At 33.3% G+C, this 22,896-nt stretch carries 25 protein-coding genes; 17 read left to right on the top strand and 8 right to left on the bottom strand.

The features are described from left to right. Nucleotides 1-292: 292 nt before the first annotated feature. The 3 genes from LNP27_RS14185 to LNP27_RS14195 are packed head-to-tail and all read left to right on the top strand — an operon-like array spanning nt 293 to nt 3,244. Nucleotides 293-1,429: an ABC transporter substrate-binding protein gene (locus LNP27_RS14185; protein WP_229942287.1), complete on the top strand. Its 1,137-nt coding sequence runs from the start codon at nt 293-295 to the stop codon at nt 1,427-1,429. Between the two features lies 1 nt (nt 1,430). Then, nucleotides 1,431-2,462 (top strand): iron ABC transporter permease, encoded by a 1,032-nt coding sequence (locus tag LNP27_RS14190; protein WP_229942288.1) that lies wholly within the window; start codon nt 1,431-1,433, stop codon nt 2,460-2,462. Then, nucleotides 2,462-3,244: an ABC transporter ATP-binding protein gene (locus LNP27_RS14195; protein WP_229942289.1), complete on the top strand. Its 783-nt coding sequence runs from the start codon at nt 2,462-2,464 to the stop codon at nt 3,242-3,244. Before LNP27_RS14190 ends, LNP27_RS14195 begins: the two co-directional genes overlap by 1 nt. A 4-nt stretch (nt 3,245-3,248) precedes the next feature. Here LNP27_RS14195 and LNP27_RS14200 read toward each other — a convergent pair whose 3' ends face one another. Further along, nucleotides 3,249-3,704 (bottom strand): tRNA (cytidine(34)-2'-O)-methyltransferase, encoded by a 456-nt coding sequence (locus LNP27_RS14200; protein ID WP_229942290.1) that lies wholly within the window; start codon nt 3,702-3,704, stop codon nt 3,249-3,251. A 74-nt stretch (nt 3,705-3,778) separates the two neighbouring features. Beyond that, the gene (locus tag LNP27_RS14205; RefSeq protein ID WP_229942291.1) at nt 3,779-4,345 is read right to left on the bottom strand and encodes a pseudouridine synthase; all 567 of its coding nucleotides are present in this window, start codon (nt 4,343-4,345) and stop codon (nt 3,779-3,781) included. Between the two features lie 172 nt (nt 4,346-4,517). Between LNP27_RS14205 and LNP27_RS14210 the strand changes: the two genes are divergently transcribed. The 5 genes from LNP27_RS14210 (at nt 4,518) to LNP27_RS14230 (ending at nt 8,205) form a co-directional block, all read left to right on the top strand. Continuing rightward, a complete protein-coding gene (locus tag LNP27_RS14210) occupies nt 4,518-4,895 on the top strand; it encodes a hypothetical protein (RefSeq protein WP_229942292.1) in 378 nt (125 codons plus the stop codon). Between the two features lie 300 nt (nt 4,896-5,195). Beyond that, nucleotides 5,196-6,566, top strand: coding sequence for a DNA recombination protein RmuC (locus LNP27_RS14215; protein ID WP_229942293.1), 1,371 nt, complete (start codon nt 5,196-5,198; stop codon nt 6,564-6,566). 7 nt (nt 6,567-6,573) lie between these two features. Then, nucleotides 6,574-6,939, top strand: a complete 366-nt coding sequence (locus tag LNP27_RS14220) for a 6-phosphogluconate dehydrogenase (RefSeq protein WP_229942294.1) — start codon at nt 6,574-6,576, stop codon at nt 6,937-6,939. Continuing rightward, the gene (locus LNP27_RS14225; protein ID WP_229942295.1) at nt 6,940-7,485 is read left to right on the top strand and encodes an acyl-CoA thioesterase; all 546 of its coding nucleotides are present in this window, start codon (nt 6,940-6,942) and stop codon (nt 7,483-7,485) included. It begins immediately after the preceding gene. A 180-nt stretch (nt 7,486-7,665) separates the two neighbouring features. Next, complete coding sequence (locus LNP27_RS14230; RefSeq protein ID WP_229942296.1) at nt 7,666-8,205, top strand: YceI family protein; 540 nt, start codon at nt 7,666-7,668, stop codon at nt 8,203-8,205. Between the two features lie 2 nt (nt 8,206-8,207). Here the strand turns inward: LNP27_RS14230 and LNP27_RS14235 are convergent, their stop codons facing one another. Continuing rightward, nucleotides 8,208-9,122, bottom strand: coding sequence for a TIGR01777 family oxidoreductase (locus LNP27_RS14235; protein WP_229942297.1), 915 nt, complete (start codon nt 9,120-9,122; stop codon nt 8,208-8,210). Nucleotides 9,123-9,239: 117 nt separating this feature from the next. On the opposite strand from LNP27_RS14235, the gene LNP27_RS14240 reads away from it, so the two are divergent. The 9 genes from LNP27_RS14240 to LNP27_RS14280 all read left to right on the top strand — a co-directional run bounded on the left by LNP27_RS14240 (nt 9,240) and on the right by LNP27_RS14280 (nt 17,568). Beyond that, on the top strand, nt 9,240-9,899 hold the full coding sequence (locus LNP27_RS14240) for a TetR family transcriptional regulator C-terminal domain-containing protein (protein WP_229942298.1): 660 nt from the start codon (nt 9,240-9,242) through the stop codon (nt 9,897-9,899). Next, the gene (locus LNP27_RS14245; RefSeq protein WP_229942299.1) at nt 9,899-11,206 is read left to right on the top strand and encodes an ABC1 kinase family protein; all 1,308 of its coding nucleotides are present in this window, start codon (nt 9,899-9,901) and stop codon (nt 11,204-11,206) included. The genes LNP27_RS14240 and LNP27_RS14245 overlap by 1 nt, the downstream gene beginning before the upstream one ends. Further along, a complete protein-coding gene (locus LNP27_RS14250; protein WP_229942300.1) occupies nt 11,206-11,340 on the top strand; it encodes a DUF2256 domain-containing protein in 135 nt (44 codons plus the stop codon). Before LNP27_RS14245 ends, LNP27_RS14250 begins: the two co-directional genes overlap by 1 nt. Then, nucleotides 11,316-12,620 (top strand): DASH family cryptochrome, encoded by a 1,305-nt coding sequence (locus LNP27_RS14255; RefSeq protein WP_229942301.1) that lies wholly within the window; start codon nt 11,316-11,318, stop codon nt 12,618-12,620. The genes LNP27_RS14250 and LNP27_RS14255 overlap by 25 nt, the downstream gene beginning before the upstream one ends. A 6-nt stretch (nt 12,621-12,626) precedes the next feature. Beyond that, a complete protein-coding gene (locus LNP27_RS14260) occupies nt 12,627-14,111 on the top strand; it encodes a cryptochrome/deoxyribodipyrimidine photo-lyase family protein (protein ID WP_229942302.1) in 1,485 nt (494 codons plus the stop codon). Between the two features lie 93 nt (nt 14,112-14,204). Further along, nucleotides 14,205-14,438, top strand: coding sequence for a TIGR03643 family protein (locus LNP27_RS14265; protein WP_229944077.1), 234 nt, complete (start codon nt 14,205-14,207; stop codon nt 14,436-14,438). Between the two features lie 45 nt (nt 14,439-14,483). Next, complete coding sequence (locus LNP27_RS14270; RefSeq protein WP_229942303.1) at nt 14,484-15,167, top strand: SDR family NAD(P)-dependent oxidoreductase; 684 nt, start codon at nt 14,484-14,486, stop codon at nt 15,165-15,167. Nucleotides 15,168-15,208: 41 nt separating this feature from the next. Further along, entirely contained in the window at nt 15,209-15,808 is a 600-nt protein-coding gene (gene folE / locus LNP27_RS14275) for a GTP cyclohydrolase I FolE (protein WP_428979023.1), read from the top strand. A 341-nt stretch (nt 15,809-16,149) separates the two neighbouring features. Next, complete coding sequence (locus LNP27_RS14280; RefSeq protein ID WP_229942305.1) at nt 16,150-17,568, top strand: SDR family oxidoreductase; 1,419 nt, start codon at nt 16,150-16,152, stop codon at nt 17,566-17,568. 462 nt (nt 17,569-18,030) lie between these two features. On the opposite strand, the gene LNP27_RS14285 is transcribed toward LNP27_RS14280, so the two are convergent. From LNP27_RS14285 to LNP27_RS14305, 5 genes are all read right to left on the bottom strand, one after another. Continuing rightward, the gene (locus tag LNP27_RS14285; RefSeq protein ID WP_229942306.1) at nt 18,031-19,326 is read right to left on the bottom strand and encodes a cryptochrome/photolyase family protein; all 1,296 of its coding nucleotides are present in this window, start codon (nt 19,324-19,326) and stop codon (nt 18,031-18,033) included. Next, the gene (locus tag LNP27_RS14290) at nt 19,326-19,787 is read right to left on the bottom strand and encodes an SRPBCC family protein (protein WP_229942307.1); all 462 of its coding nucleotides are present in this window, start codon (nt 19,785-19,787) and stop codon (nt 19,326-19,328) included. The genes LNP27_RS14285 and LNP27_RS14290 overlap by 1 nt, the downstream gene beginning before the upstream one ends. 277 nt (nt 19,788-20,064) lie before the next feature. Continuing rightward, nucleotides 20,065-20,505, bottom strand: coding sequence for a sterol desaturase family protein (locus LNP27_RS14295; RefSeq protein ID WP_229942308.1), 441 nt, complete (start codon nt 20,503-20,505; stop codon nt 20,065-20,067). 45 nt (nt 20,506-20,550) lie between these two features. Further along, entirely contained in the window at nt 20,551-21,393 is an 843-nt protein-coding gene (locus LNP27_RS14300) for a phytoene/squalene synthase family protein (RefSeq protein ID WP_229942309.1), read from the bottom strand. A gap of 1 nt (nt 21,394) precedes the next feature. Then, nucleotides 21,395-22,864, bottom strand: a complete 1,470-nt coding sequence (locus LNP27_RS14305; protein ID WP_229942310.1) for a phytoene desaturase family protein — start codon at nt 22,862-22,864, stop codon at nt 21,395-21,397. Nucleotides 22,865-22,896: the final 32 nt, after the last annotated feature.

Here is a 22,896-nt window from a genome sequence, read left to right on the forward strand (position 1 = left end):
TAACAATTTAAAAATCAGAAACAAATCACACATATAACAAACTGATTTAAAGCAAACTAATAAAAAATATTATTCTCGTCTTCTTTCTTAGTTAATTTATAAACAAGCCAAGCAAAACCAATTACAAAATGCAAAATGATAATTCTGGCAAATAAATAAAAGTATTTAAACGGTCTCTCATGCTTTATTTTTAGATAAAATCACTTTGTAATTTCTGAAAAATAAGTACCAAAAAGCATACAAGACTATTTTTATTCAAACAAAACGATACTTTTGTAAAAAATTTTGCTCTATGAAAGTAGTTAAAAACACAGTATTCCTTTTTTTGATTTTATCACTTTTTGTTCAATGCAAAAAAGAAAATCAGCATGAAATTAAATCCAATATAAAGAACGAAATTTCATACGCAAAAGGTCTCGAAATTTATAAATACAAAGACTTTTCTGTGGTTAAAATCACCAAACCTTGGCCTGGAGCCAAAGAAAATTTTACCTACGTTTTAAAAGAAAAAAACGGAATTATTCCAGACAGTCTAAAACGGTTTACCATTATTCCAATTCCTTTAAAATCAATAGTAGTAACCTCAACAACACACATTCCAGCACTTGAAATGTTAGGTATTGAAAATACACTTGTTGGTTTCCCAAATACCGATTATATTTCGTCAGAGAAAACCAGAAAATTAATAGATGCAGGGAAAGTTAGAGAAGTAGGAACAAATGAAACTTTAAACACCGAAGTTCTTATCGATATGGCGCCTGATTTAATCGTTAGTTTTAGTTTAAACAACAATAATCCAACTATCGATAATTTACAAAAAAGTGGTTTAAAGGTCATTTATAATGGCGATTGGACCGAACAATCTCCTCTTGGAAAAGCAGAATGGATTAAGTTTTTTGGTGCTTTGTATGGATTAGATGCTAAAGCAAATACTATTTTTTCTGAAATCGAAAAAGAATATACGACCACTTTGGCATTAGCCAAAAAAGCAATTGCGAAACCCACAGTGCTGTGCGGAGCAATGTATCAAGATCAATGGTATGTACCTCAAGGCGAAAGTTGGGCTTCATTATTTATGAAAGATGCGCAATCTAATTATTTATGGGCAGACAGCAAAGGAACCGGTAGCTTGAGTTTGCCATTTGAAACTGTACTAGATAAAGCGAAAAATGCAGATTATTGGATTTCTCCTGGTGATTTTTCCTCCTTGAAAGAAATGAACGATAGTAATCCGCATTACAAGGAATTTACTGCATTCAAAAATAAAAAAGTATATTCGTATAGTATAAATAAAGGAGCTAAAGGGGGGATTTTATATTTTGAGTTATCACCTACTCGACCGGATTGGGTGCTGAAAGATTTTATAAAAATTTTTCATCCAGAATTGCTACCAAACCACAAACTTTTTTTCTTTCAGAAATTAGAATAAATTGAACAATACAAACCGAAACATCGTTCTTTTTCTACTCCTAACCATCGGAGTGATTTTCTTATTCTTGATTAACATCAGTTTAGGGTCTGTTTCCATACCTTTAAAAGAAGTATTCAAGAGTCTTACTGGAGGAAATATAAGCAAAGAAACTTGGCACTATATCATCATTAATTACCGTTTACCAAAAGCTATTGCAGCTATTCTGGTAGGAATGGGTTTATCCATAAGTGGATTATTAATGCAAACTTTGTTTAGAAATCCTTTAGCAGGTCCTTATGTTTTAGGATTAAGTTCAGGTGCTAGTTTAGGCGTTGCTATTGTACTATTAGGTGCTGCACTGATGCCATCATTTGTAGCAACATTTTTAGTATCCTCTTACGGAATTGTTTTGGCTTCCAGCCTAGGAAGTTTTGCTGTTTTGCTGGCAGTTTTAGCCGTTTCACATCGCTTGCGTGATACTATGGCGATCTTAATTGTAGGATTGATGTTTGGCAGTTTAACGAGTGCTATTGTTGGAACATTAACGTATTTCAGTACTGCTGAACAACTGCAAAAATTCACTTTTTGGTCTTTAGGAAATCTAGGAAATTTATCTTGGACTTCCATTTTTATTTTGTCCAATTGTGTTTTAATTGGTTTAGTACTCAGTCTTATTAGTGTAAAACCGCTAAACTCTTTACTTCTAGGTGAAAATTACGCAAAAAGCTTAGGATTAAATTATAAAAAGTCAAGACTAGTTATCATATTTGCTACCAGTATTCTGGCGGGAAGTATTACTGCTTTTGCGGGTCCAATTGCTTTTATAGGATTAGCGGTTCCACACATTGCAAAACTAGTTTTTCAAACCAGCAATCACACTATTTTATTTTGGAGTACCATTCTTTTTGGTGCCTTAATAATGCTGATTTGCGACAGTATTTCACAATTACCTGGCAGTGATATTACACTACCGATCAATGCTGTCACCTCTATTTTTGGTGCGCCTATTGTAATTTGGTTATTAATTAGAAAACGTAAAATGATGAACTAATGGAAAACAAAATCATCTTACAAGCTTCAAAAATCAGCATTGGTTATTCTCATAAAAAAGAAAAAACCATTATCGCTTCAAATATTGATTTGTCTTTGCGTAAAGGGAAATTAATTGCCTTAATTGGAGCTAACGGAATTGGAAAATCGACACTTTTACGAACGATCACAGGAATTCAAAAAACTATCTCAGGAATTGTTTTACTGAACGGAACTAACATTCACGAACTCGACGCTTTAACTTTGGCACAAAATTTAAGTGTTGTTCTAACCGAAAAATTACCACCAAGCAATCTAACCGTATTTGAATTGATTGCTTTGGGAAGACAACCTTACACGAACTGGTTAGGAAAATTAACGGATGCAGATATAGCAAAAGTAAATGAAGCTATGGAGCTAACGCAAATTAGTCATTTAGCTACTAAAAAGCATTTCGAAATCAGTGATGGACAACTGCAAAAAGTATTAATAGCAAGAGCTTTAGCTCAGGATACACCTTTAATAATTCTAGATGAACCCACAACTCATCTCGATTTACTGCACAAAGTTTCTCTTTTTAAATTGCTTAAAAAGCTAACGCAGGAAACAGACAAATGCATTCTTTTTTCTACCCACGATATTGATATGGCAATACAGTTGAGTGACGAGATGATTATTATGACTCCTGAAACAGTGGTTCAAGACGAACCTTGTAATTTAATTTCAAAAGGTAGTTTTACCAGTTTGTTCAACAATGAACATATTATTTTTGATCCAGAAAAAGGAAAGTTTCTTATTGTTTAAGGAACTATCTTTTTAGTGAAATTTGGCGCTTGGCTTCGCCAATAACAAAAGCAACCGAATTAGCAATATTAAAACTTCTAATTAGGTTTGACATCGGAATGGTTAAATGATTTTCAAATTGCGATAAAACTTCAGCACTCAAACCTTTACTTTCTTTACCAAAAACCAACCAGTCTCCATCTTCGAATTCAATTTCCAAATACGATTTATCTGCATGAGAACTCATTAAAAAAACGCGAGATAAATCGGGAATTTGAGCTTTCCATTCGGCTACATTTTGATATTCAGTTACGTCCAAGTTCACCCAATAATCGAGTCCGGAGCGCTTTAAGTTTTTATCATTGATTACAAATCCAAAAGGGTGAATAAGATGCAACCGACTTTCAGTACCAACGCACAATCGGCCAATATTTCCAGTATTATTAGGGATTTCAGGTTCTACTAAAACGATGTTTAACATGTTGTTTTGCTATTGGCTTTTAGCAGTTGGCTATTAGCAGTTGAAATTTAGTTTGAAATAGATTTTTGAAATTGCTATAGAAAATTGTCAACGGGTACAACTTCGCCAGCTTGTAAATCATTGAGATGTACATTGCCAATTCGAACACGCACTAAACGCAAAGTAGGAAATCCAACTGCAGCAGTCATTTTCCTAACTTGTCGAAATTTACCTTCACTAACGGTAATCGAAGCCCAAGAAGTTGGACCATGACGTTCATCTCTGATTTTTTTTCCTCTGGCTCCAAAAGCAGGAGTTTCATCAATCAATCTTGCTTCGCAGCGTTTGGTAGTGTATTTAGTTCCATTGAAACCAATTTCAACACCATCCTTCAATTTATCAATGGCTACTTGATTAATGATGCCATCAACTTGCACATAATATTCTTTATCAACCTTTTTGCTTCTAATGACTTCACTCATCATTCCATCCGTTGTAAGTAGCAAAAGTCCTTCCGAATCTTCGTCTAGTCTCCCTATCGCCATAGTCCCTTTTGGAAAGTCATACAATTCTCCCAAGAGTTTCTTTTTGCGTTTCAGTTCATAAATAAACTGGCTTAAATAACCGTAGGGTTTGTGAATAATAAAATGAGAATGGGACATTGATTTGTTTTATTAATGCGAGCAAAGATAGTTTTGTTTTCACTGAATTTAAAGTAGTATCGTAATACATTTATCGATTTCAACATAAAACCATGTTAAATGACGCCAATAAACCATTCAAAAATTGTAATATTATAGACAATTAAAATGATATTCATTAAAATTAATCATCATGGAAAGCAACAATTTAGGATCAAAAAAGACCAATAATAAGCAAAACTCGAACGAAGGATTTAGTGGCGAAAATCTTCCCGAAGATTACAACCCTAATCCATCAATCCTTAAAGCAGAAGTTGAAACTGACGCTAATGGAAATGAAAAAATTGTACAAAGGGCTCGTAATGTCGATGGAACAATTGCTTCAATACCCGATGAGAAAGAAAAATCATGGGATGAAAATGAAAGTTTAAGTCGCGGCGTTTCTTCAGAAAAGGAAGAAATGAGGACAGTAGAAAATAAAGATTTGAACTCAGATATTACGGCACATCGCTATCCCAAATCGCATCCCGATAATCATAAAGATCGCGGAAATATAAAACTAGACGAATAGATTTTATTTTTTTACTAGAAAAAGCCAATAGAGATGAGAATCCTTATTGGCTTTTTTTTTTACGATAGTAATCTATTTCTTCTATAATAGCACCTAACACGAAAGTACTATAAATGAAAAAAAAGCGACAACCGTAAAGATGCCGCATTAATTTTTTTTTGATACCATTTATTATTGAAGGCTCTTTAAGATAAAATAAATCACGATTTAACTACAAGCAAATACGAATTATAAGTATCTTAATTGTTTACTTTTAAAATTAATATTATTCCTTACTTTTACTTTTCAAAACCTTTTTTCATGTCAACTGTACTCCCGTTTCTACTTGCTTTTGTTATCTCACTTATTTTAGGTATATTCATTGGAAAACTTATATTCTCAGCTCGATTTCAGTCGGAAAAAATTAGTTTAGAAGAGAAAATGATAGCTGCTAACTATCAAATCGATCAATTAAAAGAACAAGCTACTAGTGATAAATCCAACTTTGAAAAACAACTCCACTTAAGTAATGTTGAAAAAGAAACCATACGAACAGAGAAAGACAGTTTAGCAATTCAGCTTTCTAAAAAAGAAGTAGATTTTGAAAACCTATGGGAACGCAATAAAGAACAAAAAGAGGAAGTTGAAAAACTACAGGAAAAATTCACCAAAGAATTCGAAAATCTAGCTAATAAAATTCTAGAAGAAAAATCAAATAAATTCACTGAACAGAACAAAGAAAATATGAAAAATATCTTGTCACCTTTGCAAGATAAAATTCAATTGTTCGAGAAAAAAGTGGAAGATACACACAAAGAAAGCATTGACTATCATGCGGCTTTGCGCCAACAAATTCTGGGCTTGCGCGAAATGAATATTCAAATGAGCAAAGAAACGATCAACTTGACCAAAGCTTTGAAAGGGGATAGCAAAATGCAGGGAAACTGGGGAGAACTAGTTCTAGAACGTGTTTTAGAAAAATCAGGATTAGAAAAAGGACGTGAATACGAAGTGCAACAAGCTTTTACTAACGAAGATGGAAATCGGGTTTTTCCAGATGTTGTCATTAATTTACCGGACGGAAAAAAGATGATTGTGGACTCGAAAGTTTCATTGACTGCTTATGAAAAATATATTAATGAAGAGGATGATTCTTTGAAATTGGGCTACCTCAAAGAGCATGTACTTTCTATAAAACGTCACGTTGAGCAATTAGGCAACAAAAATTATCACGATTTGTACCAAATTGAGAGTCCTGATTTTGTACTATTATTTATTCCTATTGAGCCAGCTTTTGCGATGGCGCTTAATGAAGACAGCAATTTGTACAACAAAGCATTCGAAAAAAATATCGTTATTGTAACTCCTGCCACTTTATTAGCCACTTTGCGCACTATTGATAGTATGTGGACGAACCAAAAGCAACAGGAAAACGCTTTAGAAATTGCCAGACAAGCTGGCGCTTTGTATGATAAATTTGAAGGTTTTGTATCAGATTTGATTAGGATTGGCAAAAAAATTGACGAAACAAAAACAGAATATACTGGCGCGATGAGCAAACTGGTTGAAGGAAAAGGTAATCTCATAGTAAGCGTAGAAAAATTGAAAAAAATGGGAGCTAAAGCTAAAAAAGCACTTCCTGAAAACATTATAAATAGAGCACAAAAAGACGAAAATCAACTTTTAAATTAACCGAGAAATGAAAAAATTTCTAGTGATTATAATTACAATAAGTGCCTTAGTAGTCGCAGTTTACTTTGGCTTTTTACACAATGCTTCTTACAGCGAAGGTGTCCGTTCAGGTGAATTGATTAAAGTAAGCCATAAAGGAATACTTTTTAAAACATGGGAAGGCGAAATTAGTCAAGGAATTTCTGGCGCACAGATTTTCTCGTTTTCGGTATTAGATAGTGAGAAAAAAGTAATCAGCGACTTAAAAGAAATGGAAGGTCAATACGTCCAAGTACGATATGAAGAGCGCTACAAAACCTTCCCGTGGTGGGGCGACACACGCTATTTTATTTCCTCTGTTAAAAAAGTTAACTCTCCGTTTAAAATTAAATAAATGACTCCAATTTTTAAAACTGTTGCTTCCTCACATATTAGTATTTCACAATTAATGTTACCTAGCCATTCTAACTTTAGTGGCAAAATTCATGGTGGATACATATTGTCTCTATTAGATCAAATTGCGTTTGCTTGTGCGTCTAAATTTTCAGGGAACTATTGCGTTACCGCTTCTGTTGATACGGTAAATTTTTTAAATCCTATTGAGGTTGGTGAATTAGTTACCATGAAAGCCAGCGTAAATTATGTGGGTAAAAGTTCCATGATTATTGGTATTCGCGTAGAAGCTGAAAATATCCAAACTGGAAAATTAAAACATTGTAATTCCTCTTATTTTACAATGGTTGCTAAAGATGAACATGGCAATAAAAGCGCGGTTCCTGGATTAATCCTAGCAAACAAGAATGATGTTAGACGTTTTATTAATTGCATTAAACAAATTGCGTTGAAAAAAGAACAAAATATCCATGAAAAAGAATTTGATTATAGCGCAGCTGAATCAATAGAAAGTCTGAAAAAGTACAATATTCGTATGGAGTTTTAGGTTTAAAATCTAATTAAATAAAAAAAAATCGATATCCAGTTTCATAGCATTATAAATTAATGCTAGCAGTGCTATTTTGCACTTCGTCGTAAATAAAGTGCTTGTCAACTTATTAGCTGCAAATCCTATTATAAATATTTTTTTTCTTCGTAACTTTAAGTAATTAATTCATAGACAAATATGAAGAAAAATTCCTTAATAGTATTACTTATAATTGCGTTTGCAACTAATGCTCAAGAAAAAATGGTTTCGTACGAAGGAATTATAAATTTTGAAGCATCAGTTCCTCTATTTGAAGAAGTGAAAGCAATCAATGACAACACCACTTGTATTTTAGTAACAAAAACTGGGGAGATTACTTGTTGGGTAACCATTAAAGATTTTAAATTCAAAAGAAATTTAATGGAAGAACATTTCAATACCTACTACATGGAAAGCGACCGTTATCCCAAAGCCATTTTTAAAGGTAAAATTGAAAAATTTGATTTAAAAAACGTTACGTCAGAAACTATACCTTATCAAATAAATGGCAAAATGACCATTCGTGGTCGCTCTAAAAAAATTATAACGACGGCGACGCTAAAAAAAGTGAATGACGGAATCGAACTTTTCTCAGAATTTCCATTAAACACTGATGATTACAAAATTGAAATTCCATTTATCGTACGTAGTAAAGTTTCAAAAAACGTAAATACTCAAATTGTATGTGTATTAAAGTAAACCTATTCTTTAACACAGTCTTTCAGTGCGTTTTCTAAATTTGTAAACTTAAATTCAAAACCCGTTTCTTCGATTTTATCTGATGAAACTCTTCGTCCTGTTAATACAATTTTTGACATTTCGCCTAAGGTCATTTTTAGAATAAATTCGGGCACATTAGGTAGCCAAATAGAATAACCAAAAATACCAGCTAATGTTTTAGAAAAAATACTATTTGTCGTATCATCATTAACCGCTGCATTATATGGTCCTGACATTTCATTATCCACAATCGCTTGCAAATAAATGCCGCACAAATCATCAATATGAATCCAAGGCATGTATTGCTTTCCAGATCCTAATGCAGAACCTAAACGATATTTAAACAGTGGTACTAGTTTTTTTAAAAAGCCATCGTTTTTACCCATTACTAAACCAGTTCTGATTTTGACGGTGCGAATATTTAAATTTTCGATAAAATCAATTGAATCTTCCCATTTCTGACAAGCGTAACCCAAGAAATCATTTGCGGGCGCATCATCTTCTGCACAGATCTCCTGACCGTTTACAGCACCGTAATATCCCACAGCTGAAGCAGAGATAAAAGCGTCCAGTTTTTTATAATGTTTTTTGAGTACCATATATAGGAGCTGAGCTGACTTTTCTCTACTATCAATTATAGCAGCTTTCCGTTTAGCTGTCCACCGCTTTTCAGCAATATTCTCTCCCGCTAGATGAATGATATAATCTGCCTTTAGAACCGCTTCTTCCTCTATAAATTGTTTAGCTACATCCCATTTATAATAAAATACATCCTCTTTATTCTGCTTTTCTGATCTACTCAAAATCGAAACAGTATAGCCTTTGCTTACTAACAAATTTGTCAAATGATTTCCAACAAATCCTGATCCTCCACTTATTAATACATTCTTTTTCATAATACTGTAAAGCTACTGATTTTTAATTTTATAAAATTATACTAAATTTTGTTTAACTTTATTAAAATATCGTTAAACATTTATTATCTTTATACTCTAATTACAAATACACACGAAATGGCAACTAAAAAAACTGCAATAACAAAAGATAAAATCGTTTCTCTATACATGGACTATGTATTAGAGCATAGTGAAAAACCAAAATCAGTTTATCATTTTACAAAAATTAATAATTTTTCTGAAACTGAATTTTATGCTTTTTTTGGAACGTTAGAAAGTATTGAGAAAGAAATTTTCAAAATGTTTGTAGAAAAAACGATTGATTTACTTTCTAAAAATGCAGAATACGAGACGTATGACATGAGAAGTAAAATGCTAAGTTTTTACTTTACCTTCTTTGAAATCTTAAGTGCAAATAGAAGTTATGTAACCTTACTATTGAAAGACCAAGGCAATCAGTTGAAAAAGTTGATGCAATTAACTGGACTTAGATCCAGCTTCAAAAATTATTTGACCGAAATTATTTCAGATGATTTTAGAACGCAACAAGAAAAACTTCAGAATTTTCAAGAGAAAGCATTTCAAGAAACATCATGGATTCAACTTTTACTAACATTAAAATTTTGGTTGGAAGATGATTCTCCGGCTTTCGAAAAAACAGATATATATATTGAGAAATCAGTGAAAGCCACTTTTGAATTAATGAATATTACTCCATTAGATAGCTTAATCGACTTTGGAAAATTTATTTTCAAAGAAAAAATATACAATAAATAATGAAAACAATAGATTACATACCAACTTCAAAAATTGAAAGAGCTACAAAACTGGTGCAAACTGGTGCAAAAGTGGGCGTGAATTACTTGAAATATTACGGTGAGAAAATGGTCAATTCCGATTTGACTCGTGATAAACTCAACGAGGAAAATGCTGAGGACATTTATGACGGTTTAAAAAGCCTCAAGGGAAGCGCACTTAAAGTAGCGCAGATGCTAAGTATGGATAAGAGTTTTTTACCACAAGCTTATGTAGAGAAATTTTCACTTTCACAATTTTCCGTGCCACCTTTATCAGCTCCTTTAGTTCTAAAAACTTTCAAAAATAATTTTGGTAAAACACCTTATGAAATTTTTGATGAGTTCAATTCGACTTCTGTAAATGCGGCAAGCATTGGTCAAGTACACGTAGCAATCAAGAATGGTAAAAAACTAGCTGTAAAGATTCAGTATCCAGGCGTTGCAAACAGTATTTCATCTGATCTAGCGATGGTAAAACCTATCGCTATCAGAATGTTCAATCTACAAGGAAAAGACTCTGATAAATATTTTAAAGAAGTTGAAGATAAATTGATTGAGGAAACTAATTATTTACTGGAACTAAAACAAAGTCAAGAGGTCGTTGAAGCCTGTAAAAAAATCGAAAATCTAGTTTTTCCAGAATATTATGCGGAATATTCATCAGAAAAAATCATCACGATGGACTGGATGACTGGAATTCATTTATCTGAATACACTAAGAAAAATACAGATCAAGTTGTAGCTGATAAAATTGGTCAGGCGTTGTGGGATTTTTATATGTACCAAATTCATATTTTGAAAAAAGTGCATGCTGATCCGCATCCTGGAAACTTCTTAGTCAATGATAAGAATGAATTGGTAGCATTAGATTTTGGATGCATGAAAGCAATCCCAATGGACTTTTACATTCCTTATTTCGAATTAATAAATAAAAAGGTAATTAACGATGCCGCTTTATTTAATGCAAAATTATTTGAATTAGAAATTTTACGCGAGGATGACTCCATAGAAGAGATTGCTTATTTCACTGAAATGTTCTACGATTTATTGTCTTTGTTCACCAAACCTTTTCAAGGAGAGACTTTTGATTTTTCTGATGAAACATTCTTTGAAAGTATTGCACAGTTAGGAGAACGGTTTTCAAAAGACACTAATTTGAGAAAAATGAATGGTAACAGAGGTTCTAAACATTTCATTTACATGAACAGAACTTTCTTTGGATTATACAATTTACTATTTGATTTAAAAGCAAAAATTGTGGTCAACGAATTCGAAAAATACAAATAGTGAAAAAGGAAAATCTGCCTTCTAAAATGTGTGTGGTTTGTAACCGACCATTTAGTTGGCGGAAAAAATGGGAGAAAGTTTGGGACGAAGTCAAATATTGTAGTGAAAAATGCAAAAGAAACAAAAAGGGGTAGTCTGGTTTAGAAATGATTTAAGAGTGAATGATAATGAATCATTGACTAATTCCATGGCTGAAAATGAATCTGTTATTGCTATGTACTGTTTTGATCCTAGACATTTCGAGCAAACCAGTTTTGGATTTAAAAAAACAGAAAAATTCCGAGCGAAGTTTTTACTAGAAACGGTTACAGAATTAAAGGACAATCTAGAAAAACTGAATATTGCGCTTTTAGTTTATCATGAAAAACCAGAGGATTGTATTCCAAAAATGGTAATTGAAAATGAGATTGACACTATCTATTTTCAGGAGGAGTGGACGACTGAGGAAATGAAAGTTTTAGAAAATGTAAAATCTAAAATTTCTGATTCAGTCGTATTTAAGCCTGCGTACAACCAGTTTCTATTTCATCCAGAAGACGTTCCATTTGAAATAAATTTTATTCCGAATGTCTTTACACAGTTCAGAACAAAGTGCGAAAAATATAGTAAAGTAAAGGCGGAGCTTTTAGTTTTGACTATGGCCAAAGCTAATTTGATAACAAATGACGGTAAAATACCTTCAATAGAGGCATTAGGTTTTAGCGATTTTGTTTCCGATTCTAGAACTGCCTTTCCTTTTCATGGTGGTGAGAATGAAGCATTAAAGCGAGTTGAAGATTATTTTTGGGAAACTAAAAAACTTGGCGTTTACAAGTTAACACGAAATGGATTGATAGGCAAAGATTTTAGTTCGAAATTTTCGCCTTGGTTGGCCAACGGAAGTATTTCTGCGAAAACTATTTATTGGGAAATTATTAATTACGAACAGCAAATAGGGAAAAACGAATCTACTTATTGGCTTATTTTCGAATTGATTTGGAGAGATTATTTCAAATATGTTTCATTGAAAAACGGAAATTCAATTTTTAAAATTGGAGGGATTTTAGACAAAGAATACGATTGGAAAACCAATAAGTCTGCGATTCATAACTGGATCAATGGCACTACAGCCGAGCCATTTGTGAATGCCAACATGATTGAATTAAAACAAACTGGCTGGATGAGCAATCGCGGAAGGCAAAATGTAGCGTCCTATTTTGCTAAAAATCTATTGTTAGATTGGCGTATTGGTGCTGCTTATTTCGAATCAATGTTAGTTGATTATGACGTACATAGTAATTACGGCAACTGGATGTATGTCTCCGGTGTGGGCAATGATCCTAGGGATCGCAAATTCAACATTCCGTTACAAGCAGAACGATATGATGGAGAGTCTAAGTTTCAAAAATTATGGTTGCAACAACAATTATTTTAGAAAAAAATGAGCACAAATAAGAAAGTTATCAATGTAGTTTGGTTTAAAAGAGATCTTCGTTTGCAAGACAACGAGGCTATTTTTAATGCCTCAAAAACTGGTATTCCAACCTTATTACTTTATGTATTCGAAAAATCACTAGAACATGATTCTCATTATAGCACCAGACATTGGAATTTCATCAAGCAATCTATTGTTGATATTAATACACAATTACAACCTTGTAATACCCACGTTTTGGCCGTTTCTTCAGAGGTTATTCAAGTTATGAATATCATAGAGGAAACCTATAAAATTGAAAACGTATTCTCACATCAAGAAACGGGCATAAAAATCACTTACGAAAGAGATAAAAGTTTTAAGAGATTTTGTAAAAACAATCGAATCAACTGGGTTGAAAATATAAATAACGGAATTTTTAGAGGTTTACAAAACAGAGCTAATTGGGTTTCTAATTGGGAGCATTATATGAACGATACCTTATTCGATTTTAACCCAAAGGAAGAACATTTCATTAAAAATAGCGAAATTATAGAGCTCGAAAACATTTTAGACAAGACCAATTTAGAAACGGTTCCCGATACTATCTTTCAAAAAGGAGGCTCGACTATGGCAGGAAAGTATCTAAAAACTTTTTTTGATGATCGCTATCATCATTACAGTTATAACATTTCAAAACCATTATTAGCTAGAAAAAGTTGCAGCAGATTATCACCATATATCGCGTGGGGAAATTTATCCTCAAGACAAGTGCTACAAAAAGCAGCAACGTTCAGATTGACTTGTAGTAACAAAAAACAAATTGATTCTTTTGTTTCGCGATTGACTTGGCAAGCGCATTTCATACAGAAATTTGAAATGGAGGAAATTATGGAATTCGAAAGTGTCAATAAAGGTTTTCACTCTTTGAAAAAAAAACAAAATGAAAATTATATCGAAGCTTGGAAAAAAGGACAAACTGGGTTCCCGTTAATCGACGCTTCCATGCGATGCTTGAACGAAACGGGGTATTTGAATTTTAGAATGAGAGCAATGCTAGTTTCTTTTTTTACGCATAATCTATGGCAGCCATGGCAAGAAGCGACCTCGCACTTATCGCAAATGTTCTTAGATTTTGAACCAGGTATTCATTTTCCGCAATTACAGATGCAGGCTGGTGAAACCGGAATCAATATGTTACGTATATATAATCCGATAAAGAATAGTTACGAGCATGATCCCGAAGGTGAATTTATAAAAAAATGGGTGCCTGAATTACAAAACTTGCCGCGAGCATTTGTACACGAACCATATAAAATGACCTATTTAGACCAAAAATTTAGTGAATTTGAAATAGGTGTAAATTATCCAAAACCGATTGTAAATATGGAACGAACTAGAAAGTTTGCAAGCGATTTTTTATGGAAAATGAAAAAAAATCCGATAGTAAAAGAGGAAGGTCTAAGAATTTTAAAATTACACACGATGGCTGACATTGGCGACAGCGATTAGCGAATAAATCAATAAGTACAACCAATATAAAAATAGTAAATCGTGACTACAAAAAAAGAACTTAACGATATAGACAAAGATCGAATTATAGAAATGGCTTGGGAAGACCGCACCACTTTTGATGCGATTTTAATGCAATTTGGATTAAAAGAGCAAGAAGTTATTGACCTAATGCGCACTGAAATGAAATCTTCAAGTTTTAGAATGTGGCGCCAAAGAGTGCAAGGACGCAAAACAAAACACGAAAAATTAAGAAATTTTCGTGAAGGTCGGTTTAAATGTGCGATGCAAAGACAAATTAATAATAACAAGATTTCGAAACGCTAATTTCCAAAAAAATAAAAATTAGAGAATAACTGATTGATATAAAACATGAAAAACATAGTAATTATAGGCGGTAGCAAAGGGATAGGAAATGCGATTTTGTTGCAACAATTAAAAAACAACAAAGTATTTAACATTAGCCGCAATGCTCCAGAAATCACGCATGCTAACTTAACACACTTTTCACTGAATGTATTAGAAGATGCGTTGCCTGAAATTGAAAATATTGACACTTTAATTTACTGTCCAGGTTCTATTAACCTAAAACCAATAGGTAGTCTAAGTGTTGAAGATTTCAGAACTGATTTTGAGATAAACGTAATTGGTGCGGTAAAAGCGATCCAAAAATACTTACCAACGCTTAAAAAAGGGATTGATCCATCAATCGTTTTGTTTAGTACGGTTGCAGTAAAATTAGGAATGCCGTATCACGCCAGTATTGCTGCTTCAAAGGCAGGTGTGGAAGGATTAGTAAAGTCGTTAGGTGCTGAGCTAGCTTCAGTAATTCGCATCAATGCTATTGCTCCAACCATTACAGAGACCACACTTGCTGCGGGGATTTTAAGAAACGATAGAATGAAAGAAAATATGGTAGAACGTCATCCTATGAAAGGGTACTTGAAACCAGAAGAAGTGGCAAGCATGGCCAACTTCCTAATTTCGGAAAGTGCGAAATCAATTTCAGGGCAAATATTTGAAATGGATTACGGCATTGTATCCTTTAAAATCTAAAATATACTATCAAAATAAAACACAAAATCATGATAAAAGAAATGAAAAGTTACGAAAAATTAGAACAATACGATACAGAAGTAACGGAAACATTAGCAGGTAATTATAAAACGATCATCGATACTTTAGGAGAAGATGTAGATAGAGAAGGTCTTGAAAAAACGCCAGAAAGAGTTGCTAAAGCAATGCAATATCTTACGCATGGTTACGGATTAGATCCTTTAGAAATTCTTAAGTCAGCCATGTTTACTGAAGATCACCGCCAAATGATTGTGGTAAAAGATATAGAAGTATATTCGATGTGCGAGCACCATATGCTGCCGTTTTTTGGAAAAGCACATGTCGCTTATATTCCTAATGGAAAAATTGTAGGTTTGAGCAAAATTCCAAGAATTGTGGACGCCTTTGCAAGAAGGATGCAAGTGCAGGAACGATTAACAGACCAAATAAAAGATTGTATTCAAGAAGCGCTTGAACCTCTTGGCGTTGCAGTTGTTATTGAAGCGCAACACATGTGTATGCAAATGCGTGGAATTCAAAAACAAAATTCAGTTACCACTACATCTTCCTTTACAGGCGCTTTCGAAAAAGATAAAACTAGAAAAGAATTCATTAGTTTGATTGCAAATAAATTCAGTTAAGGATTACTGATAGAAATAATCATGTATTTAAAATTGCCACAAACATTGAAATTTTGCGCGTTTTAATTACAAAAAAAGAAAATTGGTCACAGATTAAAATGTTTTCTACAGATTTAATTCGTGTAATCAGAGTAATCTGTGGCTAAAATTTCTAGAAGCTAAGAAATTATAGACTGAAAGTAAATTTTCATTAAATCTATTTTTGGCAAGTATATTCTTTAAAATTTGAATTTAGTTTTTGCCTAAAAATCCTTGGTATAAAAAAAGTACGAAAGACGAATTGTGAAAAAACTTAACTGTTTTTGCAATAAAGATAGATTCTTAAATAAAAAAATAAAACTATGAAAATTCTCTTAACAGGTGCGACAGGTTATATCGGGAAGCGACTATTACCTATATTAGTAGAACAAGGCCACCATGTGATTTGTTGTGTGAGAGATAAAAATAGATTTTACTGTCCTGTCGAGTTAGATGATCAAGTTACAGTGATCGAAGTAGATTTTCTAAATCAGGAAACATTAGCATCGATTCCCACCGAAATTGACGCAGCTTATTATTTAATACACTCCATGTCCGGTTCCGCATCTAATTTTGACGATCTAGAAAGTGAATCTGCTTCTAATTTTGTGGCAAGATTGAATAAAACGTTAGTCAAACAAGTGATTTATTTGAGCGGAATCGTTAATGATGACTCGTTGTCAAAACATTTGTCTTCGAGAAAAAAGGTAGAAGAAATTTTGAATACGGGTACTTTTGCAACAACGACACTTAGAGCTGGGATTATTGTAGGTTCAGGAAGTGCATCGTTTGAAATTATTCGGGATTTAGTGAATAAATTGCCCGTAATGATCACGCCAAAATGGTTGAATACTAAGTGTCAACCTATTGCTATTACTGATGTTCTTTGCTTATTATCTAAATCCTTACTAAATCTAGAAACATACAATCAAAGTTTTGATATTGGCGGTCCAGACATTTTGACTTATAAGCAAATGCTTTTGGGTTTTGCTGAGGCAAAAAACTTAAAGCGTTGGATTGTCACCGTTCCTATAATGACGCCAAAACTATCTTCCTACTGGTTGTATTTTGTTACCTCAACATCCTACCGACTAGCCTCGGCATTAGTAAGTAGCATGAAAGTGGAAGTGGTATGCAGCGACACTAGAATTAATGAATTACTTGGTGTAACTCCCATGACGTATAAGCAAGCTCTATCTCGTGCATTGATAAAAGTGGATGAAGATAAAGTGGCTTCGAGCTGGAAAGATTCTCTAGTGAGCGGCCGTTTTACCAGTAATATGTCGGAATATCTTAAAGTTCCCAAAAAAGATTGCTTTATCGATCGTCGCAAAATGGAAATTATAGACCGTGATTTTACTATAAACCAGATTTGGTCTATCGGAGGAGATACGGGTTGGTATTATGGTGACTGGTTGTGGGATTTACGCGGTTTTATCGATAAGTTATACGGTGGCGTTGGTTCTAGAAGAGGACGAACCCACAGGCATGAAATTCACTCTGGTGATGCCTTAGATTTTTGGCGCGTTTTATATGCTAATAAAGAAGAAGGAAAATTAGTATTATTCGCCGAAATGAAATTACCTGGTGAAGCATGGCTTGAATTCAAAATTATTAATAATACTTTATACCAAGCAGCTACTTTTAGACCAAGAGGAATCTGGGGAAAATTATATTGGTATTCTGTATTACCTTTCCATGGGTTTATTTTTAAAGGAATGCTGGAGAAGTTAATCAAGTAGTTTCTTTAACATATAAATCATTTAAATTGCTCTTTAATTTGTCACAAGGGCACAAAGAGAATAATTTTATAAAAATGTGCTTAAAAATTTTAACACAAATTGCATACCCGAACGATAGCGAACTGACCTAATAAATTAATGCAATTTAGCCTCTAATATGTGGGTTCACTAGAAACAGTTGCGGTAATTTTAAATAGTATTTTAACTGTTAATAAAGACCATTAAAAAAACTTAAATAGCTTAATTTTCTTACTGGTTTATAAAATTTTATTATTGAAATAATACTGGTCTTTTCAAATTAAGGATCGCATAAATTTCAAAAGAAACTCAAATAAAAGTCTGCGTACTACATGTTGCAAAACTTTGTGTCATTTATATTATTCAAACCAATGCAGTCTTTTTTAAAACTTACAAATCTTATATGATTTGAAAAAATACTATAATTTCCCTGAAAAACTTAATTTACTTTAAGATTCCTGCTTTGTAAGTAGCAATAGCGCGATCTCTAGCCATAGCGTGCTCGACCATAGGTTTTCCATATCCTAGTTCAAATTCTTTAATCCATTTGCGAATGTAGATTCCTTTTTCGTCAAATTTCTTTTGTTGAATTTCAGGATTAAAAACTCTAAAATAAGGTGCTGCATCGCAGCCTGTCCCTGCCGCCCATTGCCAATTCCCTACGTTAGCTGACATCTCATAATCTAATAATTTTTCGGCAAAATAAGCTTCGCCCCATTGCCACTGAATTAATAAGTGTTTGCATAAAAAACTAGCTACTACCATGCGAACTCTGTTGTGCATATAACCGGTTTCGTTGAGTTGGCGCATTCCTGCATCGACCATTGGATAACCTGTGTTTCCGGTACACCAGCGTTTGAAATCATCTTCATTATTACGCCATTGAATTCCGTCATAAGCCGCTTTGAAGTTTTGAGTAACCACTTTAGGGAAGCTAAAAAGGATTTGCATAAAAAACTCTCTCCAAATCAACTCACTCAAAAAAACATCATTTTTACGAAAAGCCCAATTCACTAATTTCCGAATACTTACGGTTCCAAAACGCAAATGTGGTGACAAATAAGAGGTTTGATCTAAAGCAGGAAAATCTCGTATATCTTGGTAATTTGAAATGAATTTTAAATTGTGATCTTTCACTTTTATAGCACTTTCCTGAAAACCAATCTGCTCCAAAGTTGGAAAAGGAAATTCACTTTTGTAAAAGTTAGAAAACGATGCCGCACAATCATATTCAAGAACAGGAGCCATTGTTTTGTACTTTTCTAACCACTTATTTTTAAAAGGAGTATAAACGGTATAGGGTAATCCATCCGCTTTAGTAATTTCTTTTTCTTCAAAAATCACTTGATCTTTAAACGAATAGGCGACAACATTTTTCTTTTCTAAAAGTTCAGAAATAGCAGTATCACGTTTTATTGCATACGGTTCGTAATCCTTGTTGAAGAAAACTTCTTTGACATCAAATTCATCTAAAAGCGATTCCCATACTTCAAAAGTATTTCCTTTTTTTATTAAAATGGAACTTTCTACTTCTTGTAATTTTAAATTTATCTTAGAAAGATTTTCATGAATGAATCCGACTCTTGGATCATTATTTGGTAAACTATCTAAAATTGCATCATCAAAAATGAATAGCGCAATTACTGGATATTGTGACTGCAGGGCTTGAAACAAACCTATATTATCCTCTAAACGTAAATCACGTCGAAACCAAAAAAAAGAAACTTGTTGCTTACTCATTATTTTGAATTAAACATTTCGTCTATAACTATACGGCGGTGCTCAAAAATAGATTTCAACTTGTTTTCTACTGCTAAGGTATTCATGATTCTTCCAAGGAAACCTAGTGGTAGTCCGTAATGCACTACATCAGTCATTTTTGTTCCGGTTGCTGTGGCTTCAAAGAAATGTTTGTGGTGCCAAAAACTATAAGGACCAAAACGTTGTTCGTCTATGAAATAACTATTTTCTTTAACCTGCGTAATTTCCGTCATCCATGATAAAGAAATTCCTAATAACGGAGTTACTTTATACTGAATTATTTGACCGGGATACATGTTTTTATTATCAAAATCAGTGATTTGAAATCCCATTTCTTTAGGTGTTATTTTTTGAAGATTTTTAGGGCTTGAAAAAAAACGCCAACATTCTTCAAGACTTGCATTTACATGCTGAACGGTTTCTTGTTTGTAAATTTTCATTATAGAATTTTTAGGAAAAATGTTTATGAAATACGCTGTTCGCGTGAGGGATAGTAATGGAGCTCTTTTTATAAATGGCTTTTGCCAGATATAAAAAGTGAGAATGGATAGCTCGACGCCGCTGCAACTTTCGTGAAAGTGGGGTCACACACTAATAAAAAATCATGTTGTTTTAAATGGATATTTGATTTAAAATTGAATCAAAAAGTGCACAACTAAATCTAGAAATTTATTCGCTAGCTGTCATTTTAAATAAAATAATATGCTAAAAAATCATTTATATTTTATAATACTTAAAAGGAACGAAAAGCATTCCGAAGCATTCTCCGTGCTCCTTGCCTAAATGTTTGTGGTGTACTTTATGCGCTTTTCTAAGTCCAATTAAGTACTTGTTATTCGTGTTTTTGAACCACTTGAAACGCTGGTGAATTAATACGTCGTGTATCATGAAATAACACATGCCATAAAACATAATCCCCAAGCCTATAAAGAATAAGTAATTTATTCCACCTTCGACTCCGTAATAGAACAGCACGATACTTGGTATGGCAAAAATCACAAAAAAGATGTCATTCCGCTCGAAAACATTAGCGTATTTAGGTTGGTGATGGTCCGCGTGAAAATACCACATTAATCCGTGCATCACATACTTGTGCGTTAGCCATGTAACACATTCCATTATCAAAAACGTAACGAAAAATATTAAAAAAAATATCATTTTTATTCTCTGTTTAATTTAAAAAATCCTTTAAAAACAATTTGACTATTGAACCAAATTCAATTTGTATGATACAAAAGACTTAGCTAATAATCCTGCTTTAGTATAATTAGAAACGCGAATTCTGGAGCTTCCTATTTCGTGATATGGTGTATTTTCTAACTTTTTGAGCAGCTTTTTGTAGTACACAAAAGCAGTGTACACGCCAAACTTAGCTTCGATAGGCAACTTGATAATTCCTTCATAGGCGACCCTAAAATCTTCATTAATTTCATTGATAATAGTCGTTTTAGCATTTTCATCAAATGAATTCAAATCGACACCTGGGAAATAATTACGGTTCAATACCAAATTATCATCCTTTAAATCACGGAGGAAATTCACTTTTTGGAATGCCGAACCTAGACGCATTGCTTCATCTTTTAACAGATTGTAACGCTCATTGTCTCCTGATACAAAAACCTTTAGACACATCAAACCAACTACATCAGCTGAACCATAAATGTAAGCGTCGTACTCTTCCTTGCTATGATAATCAGATTTTATCAAATCTAATTTCATACTACGCAAAAATGCCTGAATCAAGTCGTCAGTGATGTTATATTCTTTCACCGTTTGCTGAAAAGAATTTAATATTGGATTTAAACTGATCCCCCTATCAAATGCTTTGTAATACTCCTCTTCAAACTCCGTGATTAGACTTTCTTTGTTATACCCATGAAAACTATCCACGATTTCATCCGCAAAACGAACAAATCCATAGATACTGTAGATGGCGTCTCTAATACTTGGCGACAGCATATATACCGCCAAAGAAAAAGAAGTACTATAGTTTTTAGTAACTAGCTTGCTACACTTAAAAGATACATCATCAAATAATTGCTTCATATTATTGCTCTGAAAATTGCTTATTAATTAATTCCGACACTAATTTTCCAGAAATCAATGCGGGTGGAACTCCTGGTCCGGGAACAGTTAATTGCCCTGTAAAATATAAATTTTTAATCTTTTTACTCTTTAATTTAGGCCTCAAAAATGCAGTTTGCAATAGCGTATTAGCCATTCCGTAGGCATTCCCTTTGTATGAGTTGTATTCAGAAACAAAATCATTTTTGCAAAACGATTCTTTAAATATAATATTATTTTTGACACTTTGCTGTGTTAGCAACTCAAAACGATCCATTATTTTATCAAAATACTCTTCACGTAAGGCTTGGGTATCATTAATTCCTGGCGCCAATGGCACTAGAAAAAATCCAGATTCCATTCCTTCAGGCGCAGCCGTTTTATCGGTTATCGATGGAAAGTTAGCATAAAACAACGGTTCTGCTGGCCATTGAGGCTCATCATAAATATCTTTAGCGTGCTGGTAAAAATCAACATCAAAGAACAATGCATGATGCGAAATATTTTCTATTTTTTTATTAAAACCTACATAAAACAATAATGATGAAGGCGCAAAAACGCGACTGTCCCAATATTTCTCCGAGTAAGCACGATACTCTTGATCTAATAATGTTTCAGTATGGTGGTAATCAGCACCGCTCAAAACCAAATCAGATTGAATTGTCTCTCCATTAACAACGATTGCTTTAGCTGTTTTATTTTCGACAATTATTTTTTCAATATTCGCATTGGTTACAAATTGAACTCCTAACTCTCTTGCTAAGGTTTCCATAGCTCGAACCACATCAAACATTCCTGTTTTTGGGTGCCAAGTTCCAAGTCCGAAATCAGCATAATTCATAAAACTATAGAACGAGGGCGTATCCGATGGCTTTGCGCCAAGGAATAAAACTGGGAATTCCAAAATTTGAATTAATCTCTGATTTTTAAATTTCTTCCGAACATCTCTACTGATGTTGCTAAAAAACTGTCCTACTTTCATAGCGGTTTCCGGCGTGATCAATTCTAAAGGAGAAACACCTGGTCGATAAACTAATTCTTTTATTGCAATATCATAATTGCTTTTGGCCTCAGCCATAAAATCCTTAAGTAAAGCGCCACTCCCCTTTTCTATTGCTTCAAATGAAGTAATAATCTCCTCTAAATTATCAGCAATAGTAATAAAATCATCAATTCCATAATATACGCGGTATGCGGGAGATAGTTTTATTAAATCATAATAATCGGTAGTCTTCTTTCCAAAATCAGCAAAAAAACGATCGAATACATCCGGCATCCAGTACCAACTTGGCCCCATGTCAAATGTAAAACCCTCTTTTTTCAGCTGTCTGGCTCTACCACCAATACTAGCATTTTTCTCGAAAACAGTAACCTGATGTCCGCTTTTAGCCAAATAGCAAGATGCTGCCATTGCTGAAAATCCCGAACCTATAATTGTAATTTTATGTTTCATTTGTTTAGCAAATATACAAAAAGATTAAACGA

Source organism: Flavobacterium galactosidilyticum (assembly GCF_020911945.1).
GTDB classification, from domain to species: Bacteria; Bacteroidota; Bacteroidia; order Flavobacteriales; family Flavobacteriaceae; genus Flavobacterium; species Flavobacterium galactosidilyticum.